We start from the raw sequence: 5,574 nt of genomic DNA, 5'->3' as shown, positions 1-5,574 counted from the left end.
GGCGCCGGCGAGCTCGGCCGCGGCGAGGTGCGCGTCCGCGCTCTCCCCGTCGGCGCGGAGCGCCTCCGCGGCGAGCGCGGTCGCCTCGGCCGGCGCGCGGGCGAACGCCTCGCGGGCGGCGGCGGCGAGGAGGTGCGCGAGCACGGGATCGGCGCCCTCGATCGCGAGCGCGCGCTGGGCCGAGATCGCGCCGGGCAGATCCCCGGCGTCCACGAGCACGTCGCGGAGCCCCTCCCACGCCGTGCGATCCGCCGGACCGAGCTTGCGGTAGATCTCCACGGCCTCGGCGAGCATCCCGCTCCGCCGGTAATCCTCGGCGAGCTCGCGCTCGACCTCCGCGCGGCGGGCGGGATCGAGCGCCGGCCCGAGCAGCATGTTCCGGTGGAGGCGGACCGCCCGCGAGAGATCGCCGGTGCGCCGGAAGAGCTGGCCGAGCGCGAGGTAGGTCTCGACGGCCTCCGGGCTGCCGAGCCGGGCGGCGTCGGAGAGCGCCTCGATCGCGGCGTCCGGGTCGCCGGAGATCACCGAGCGGACGCCCTTCAGGTAGGCCTGGGCCTCGTCTCGGCGACGGCGCAGCCGGTCCCACAGGAGCACGGCGGCCGCCGCGAAGGACACCGCGGCGAGGGCGACCCAGGCGTCGGTCACGGGTCCTAGCGGACGCCGGCGAAGCCGGCGTGGAGCCGTTCCCACGCGGCGTCGAGCGCCTCGACCACGACGCGCTGGTCCGCGAGCACGGGCATGAAGTTGTTGTCCCCCGTCCAGCGCGGGACCACGTGCCAGTGCAGGTGATCGGCGATGCCCGCGCCGGCGGAGCGGCCGAGGTTCATCCCCACGTTCATCCCGTCCGGGCGGTACACCGCGCGCACGACCTCGACGGCGCGGCGCAGCTCGTCCTGCAGGTCCGCCCACCCATCCCGCTCCAGGGCGCCGAGGTCGGCGACGTGGGCGCGGGGGATCACCATCACGTGACCCGAGTTGTAGGGGAAGCGGTTGAGGCAGGTGAACGCGTGCGCGCTCCGGTGGACGAGGAGGTTCTCGCGGTCGCGCGACTCGGGCGCAGCGGGGAAGTCGCAGAAGATGCAGCCCGTCGGCTTCTCGGCGCGGATGAACTCCATCCGCCAGGGCGCCCAGAGCGGCTGTTCCATGTCGGCCTCGAGATCAGCGCGCGAGGAAGTAGACCCCGGGCTCCTGCGCGGCGGAGGCGCCCTTCTGGATGCGCGCGGCGACCGCGTCCGCGGCGGCTCCAGCCGCGCTGCCCACGAGCTGCTCGAGGAACGCGCCCCGCTCGTCCGCCGGGTACACGAGGTGCGGTTCGCCGGAGAGCTTCGCCTCCGTCTTCGCGAGCTCGACCGCGTCGTAGAAGTTGCCGAGCGCGTCGACGAGCTTGAGGGCCTTCGCCTGCTCGCCCGTGATGACCCGCCCGTCGGCGAACTTCCGGACGGCCGCCTCGTCGAGGCCGCGCCCCTTCGCCACGGCGCGGACGAACTGGGCGTAGACCTGGTCGATGAGCGACTGCCAGTAGGCGCGCTCCTCGGCGCTCATCTCGGAGAAGGGATTGCCCGCGTCCTTGAGGGCGCCGCTCTTCACCGTCTCCATCTTGATGTCCCAGCGGTCGAGCAGCCCCTTCACCTTGGGGAACTGCGTGATGACGCCGATGGAGCCGGTGAGCGTGCCGGGCTCCGCGACGACCTTGGGGCAGGCGACGGCGACGTAGAAGCCGCCGGACGCGGCGAGGTTCCCCATCGAGCAGACCACGGTCTTCTTCTGCGCGAGCTTCTTCACCTCGTCGTGGATCTCCTGCGACGGCGCGACCGCGCCGCCGGGCGAGTCGATCCGGACGACCACCGCCTTGAGCCCGTCGTCCTCCCCGACCTTGCGGAGCTGCTTCAGGATGCGATCGGCGTCGGCGCCGCCGGGGCCGGTCGCGATCGCTCCCTTCACCTCGATGATCGCGATGCGCGGGCCGGAGGCGATGGACGGCGACTCCCCCTTCACCACGCTGTAGGCGAGGAAGAGGAACCCGAAGAACACGAGGAACAGCCCGCCGAAGATGAAGGCGACGATCCCGATGGCCAGCCGGTCGCGTCGCGGAGGCGGAGGCGGCGGCATCGAGGGGGGCGTCGGCCCCCACCCGGACCCGCCTCCGCCGCCCCACGCCGGAGGCGGCGCGGGCGGAGCGCCCCACTGCGTCGGGCCCACCGGCGGCGTGGCCGGAGGCGTGGCGCCGATCGGCGTCGTGGGCAGAGGCTCGTTCGGGTCGTTCGTGCTCATGGTCGGTCAGGTAAGCATGCGGACCGCGGCGCCGCAACAGATCGCGCGGGCCCAATCAGAACCTCCAGACCACCGGCACGAGGATCGCGAGCAGGACGAGGAGCGCGGCGGTGAGCGGCGCGCCCATCCGCACGAAGTCCAGGAAGCGGTACCTCCCCGGTCCGTACACGAGCACGCAGGACGGCTCGAGCGGCGTGATGAAGGAGAACGAGGCCGCGAGGCAGATCCCGATCGCGAACGGCCGCGGCGCGAGGCCGAGCTGCGCGGCGACCCCGGTCGCGACCGGCAGCAGCACCAGGGCCGCGGCCTGGTTCGACATGGGCGCGGAGAGCACGATGGTGAAGATCATGAGCGCCACGAGCACGCCGCGCGCGCCCACGTGGCCGGCGAGGGGGACGAGGAGCGAGCCGAGCCAGCGCCCTGCGCCGCTCACCTCCATGGCGGTCCCGAGCGCCATCATCGCGCCGATGAGGAGCACCACCCGCCAGTCGACCCGGAACGCCATGCGCGCGTCCACGCAGCGCGTGGCGATCATGAGGAGCATGCCGCACAGCCCGGCCACCGAGAGCGGGACGAGCTTCAGGAGGCCGACCGCGAGGACGGCGACGAAGATCGCCACGGCGAACAGCGCCTTGCGGTAGCGCACCGGCTGGTACTCGACGCTGCCGAGCAGCGTGAGCGTGGTCCCGTCCGCGAGCGCGCGGACGCGCGGGCGCGGGCCGCGCACGAGGAGCACGTCGCCCGCCGCGAGCGGCAGCGTCGACAGCGAGTGCGCGCCGAAGAGCCCGTGCAGGAGCTGCACGCGGGTGAGCCGCTGGATCGCGGGACGCCGCGCGATCGCGAGCGCGACGAGGCCGAAGTGCTCGGCGAAGAACGCCTCCTTGAGCGAGCGGCCGACGAGGCTCGAGCCGACCGGCACCGCCGCCTCCATGAGCACGACGTCCTCGCCCTCGCCCGCCCGCGCCTTCGCCTCGGCGCGCATCTCCAGGCCTCGCAGGTCCTTCACGCGCAGGAGGTCGAGCCGATCCTCCTCGAGCAGGAGCGCGTCGCCCTCGGCGAGGACGAGCTCCGGGGATGCCTCGAGCGCCGCGCCGCCGCGCGTGACCGCGAGCACCCTGAACCCGAGCCCGTGCGTGAGCTCCTCGAGCCGCCTCCCCGCGAAGGGCGAGCCCGCCACGACCGCCACCTCGGCGAGGTACTCGCGCGCCGGCATCGCCTCGTCCTCCTCCCCGCTGCGCTCGGGCAGCAGGAAGGGCGCGAGGAGGAGCACGAGGGCGATCCCGACGACCGCGAGCGGCAGGCCCACCGGCGCGAGCTCGGTGAACCCGATGGCCCCGAGGCCCGTCCTCGCCATCATGGCGCTCACCACGAGGTTCGTGGACGTGCCGATGAGGAAGATCGTGCCGCCCAGCATGGAGGCGTAGGCGAGCGGCATGAGCACGCGGCTCCGCGCGAGCTTCGCCCGGTCGGCCGCGCCGATGACGACGGGCAGGAACGCCGCGGTGGTGACGGTGTTCGAGACGAGCGACGAGAGCGCGGCCACGACGACCATCATCGCGCCCACGAACACCGTCGGCCCGAAGCGGCCCGCGCCCGACATGCGCTGCCCGATGGCCTGCACGACCCCCGTCGAGACCAGCCCCTGCGTCATCGAGAGGAGCGTGAAGATGAGGATGACGGTCTCGTTCGCGAACCCCGCGAAGGCCTGCTCCGGCGTGAGGACGCGGGTCACGGCGAGGAGGGCCACGACCGTGAGGGCGCTCACCTCGAGCGGGATGCGCTCGAGCGCGAACAGCACCACGGCGACGGCGAGGACGGCGAGGACGATCCCGATGGAGAGGGTCATCGGCGCGCCGCCTCCTCCCCCGCCCTGCGGGCGCTCGCTCCGGGGTCGCCCCGAGCGCGGCCGTCGGCTGGGCGGCGGGCGCGGGCGAGCGCACCTTGGGGGAGACGTCCCGCGCGCGCGGGCGGGCAGCGGATCCTCGGGCAGCTCATAAGCTCATGGCGTCCTTCGTCCTGTTCACCGCAGCCTCCCAAACCTTCGCACTGCCCGCGACCTGCGCGCTGCAGGTGCTCCGAATGGCCGCGCCCACGCCGGTCCCGGGCGCCCCGCCGCACGTGCGGGGCGTGCTCGACGTGCACGGCATGCTCGTACCCGTGGTGGACGTGGCGGCGCGGCTCGGCGCGCAGGTCCGGCCCCCGCGCGCGGAGGATCAGCTGCTCGTGGTCGAGATCGCCGGCCGCCGCGTGGCGCTCGAGGTCGAGCGGGTGCTCGAGATCCGCGAGGTGCCGGACGCGGCGGTCTCGCCCTACCCCGAGTGGATCGCGCCCGACCCGCTCGCCGCCGGCCTGGTGCGGCTCCCGCAGGGCACGGTCGTGATCCAGGCGCTCGAGGAGTGGCTCCGCGGGGTCGAGCCGGCGGCGCGATGAGCCCCTCCCCGCCCGCGGCGTCGGATCGCCTGCGCGCCCTCGTCCGGGAGCGCGCGGGCCTCGACCTCACCGGAGTGCGGGCGACGCTCCTCGCGGCGGCGCTCGCGCGCGAGGCGCACGCCGCCGGCTTGCCCGACGGCGAGGCGTTCGCGCTGAGCGTGGTCGACGGCTCGCGGCCGCTCGAGCCGTTCATCGAGGAGCTCACGGTGGGGGAGACCTGGTTCTTCCGCGAGCCGGCGCAGTGGGCGCTCATCGAGCAGGTGATCGTTCCGGAGGGGCTCGCCCGCAGGGCGGGCGGCCCCGAGGCGTTCCGGGCGTGGAGCACGGGGTGCTCGACGGGCGAGGAGCCGTACTCGCTCGCGATCGCGCTGCACGATCGCGGCGTGCGGCACGGCGTCCACCTCGTCGGAACCGACCTGAACGAGTCCGCGCTCGCGCGCGCGCGGCGAGGCGAGTACTCCCTCTGGTCGCTGCGCGGGGCCGCGGACGCCCGGGCGCGCCTTCACCTGCGGGAGATCGACGGTCGGTTCGTGCTCCCGCGGGAGATCGCGGCGCGGGTCCGGTTCTTCCCCCTGAACCTCGCGCGCGGCGAGTACCCGTCGCGGGCGCGCGGGCTCGCGGACCTCGACCTGGTCCTGTGCCGGAACGTGCTCATCTACCTCGATCCCGCGCTCGTGCCGGAGATCGCGACGCGCCTCTTCGCGACCCTCGCGCCGGGCGGCTGGCTGCTCACGGGCGCCGCCGACCCGCCGCTCGCGGCGCACGCTCCGTTCACGGTGCGCGCGGGTCCGTTCGGCGTCGCGTACCAGCGCCCGACCGCGCGGGCCGCCCTCCCCGCCGCGGGCCGCCGCGCGGCGCCCGCGGAGGTCGCCG

At 74.6% G+C, this 5,574-nt stretch carries 5 protein-coding genes and 1 pseudogene; 2 read left to right on the top strand and 4 right to left on the bottom strand.

Annotation, left to right across the window (positions count from 1 at the left end):
- The 4 genes and pseudogenes from MNZ29_RS23455 to MNZ29_RS23440 all read right to left on the bottom strand — a co-directional run.
- Nucleotides 1-645, bottom strand: a pseudogene (locus MNZ29_RS23455) (hypothetical protein); the annotation flags it as partial.
- A gap of 5 nt (nt 646-650) precedes the next feature.
- Complete coding sequence (locus tag MNZ29_RS23450; RefSeq protein ID WP_242341425.1) at nt 651-1,145, bottom strand: HIT domain-containing protein; 495 nt, start codon at nt 1,143-1,145, stop codon at nt 651-653.
- A gap of 13 nt (nt 1,146-1,158) precedes the next feature.
- Complete coding sequence (sppA, locus tag MNZ29_RS23445; RefSeq protein WP_242341426.1) at nt 1,159-2,271, bottom strand: signal peptide peptidase SppA; 1,113 nt, start codon at nt 2,269-2,271, stop codon at nt 1,159-1,161.
- Nucleotides 2,272-2,326: 55 nt separating this feature from the next.
- Nucleotides 2,327-4,117, bottom strand: a complete 1,791-nt coding sequence (locus tag MNZ29_RS23440; protein WP_242341427.1) for an SLC13 family permease — start codon at nt 4,115-4,117, stop codon at nt 2,327-2,329.
- A 155-nt stretch (nt 4,118-4,272) separates the two neighbouring features.
- Here MNZ29_RS23440 and MNZ29_RS23435 point away from each other — a divergent pair, with 155 nt between their 5' ends.
- Both MNZ29_RS23435 and MNZ29_RS23430 read left to right on the top strand, forming a co-directional pair.
- Nucleotides 4,273-4,701, top strand: coding sequence for a chemotaxis protein CheW (locus MNZ29_RS23435; RefSeq protein WP_242341428.1), 429 nt, complete (start codon nt 4,273-4,275; stop codon nt 4,699-4,701).
- Nucleotides 4,698-5,574, top strand: an 877-nt coding sequence (locus tag MNZ29_RS23430; protein ID WP_242356993.1) for a protein-glutamate O-methyltransferase CheR, incomplete at its 3' end; no start/stop codon positions are given. The genes MNZ29_RS23435 and MNZ29_RS23430, both read left to right, overlap by 4 nt.

Source organism: Anaeromyxobacter sp. SG64, assembly GCF_022690745.1.
GTDB lineage: Bacteria > Myxococcota > Myxococcia > Myxococcales > Anaeromyxobacteraceae > Anaeromyxobacter > Anaeromyxobacter soli.
The sequence above is the reverse complement of the archived record's forward strand: the minus strand, read 5'-3'. Positions and strand labels throughout refer to the sequence as shown.

Excerpts from the sequence above, each read along its gene's own strand:
- sppA (WP_242341426.1), bottom strand. The coding sequence starts at position 2,271 with ATGAGCACGAACGACCCGAACGAGCCTCTGCCCACGACGCCGATCGGC.
- MNZ29_RS23450 (WP_242341425.1), bottom strand. The coding sequence starts at position 1,145 with ATGGAACAGCCGCTCTGGGCGCCCTGGCGGATGGAGTTCATCCGCGCC.
- MNZ29_RS23435 (WP_242341428.1), top strand. The coding sequence starts at position 4,273 with ATGGCGTCCTTCGTCCTGTTCACCGCAGCCTCCCAAACCTTCGCACTG.
- MNZ29_RS23440 (WP_242341427.1), bottom strand. The coding sequence starts at position 4,117 with ATGACCCTCTCCATCGGGATCGTCCTCGCCGTCCTCGCCGTCGCCGTG.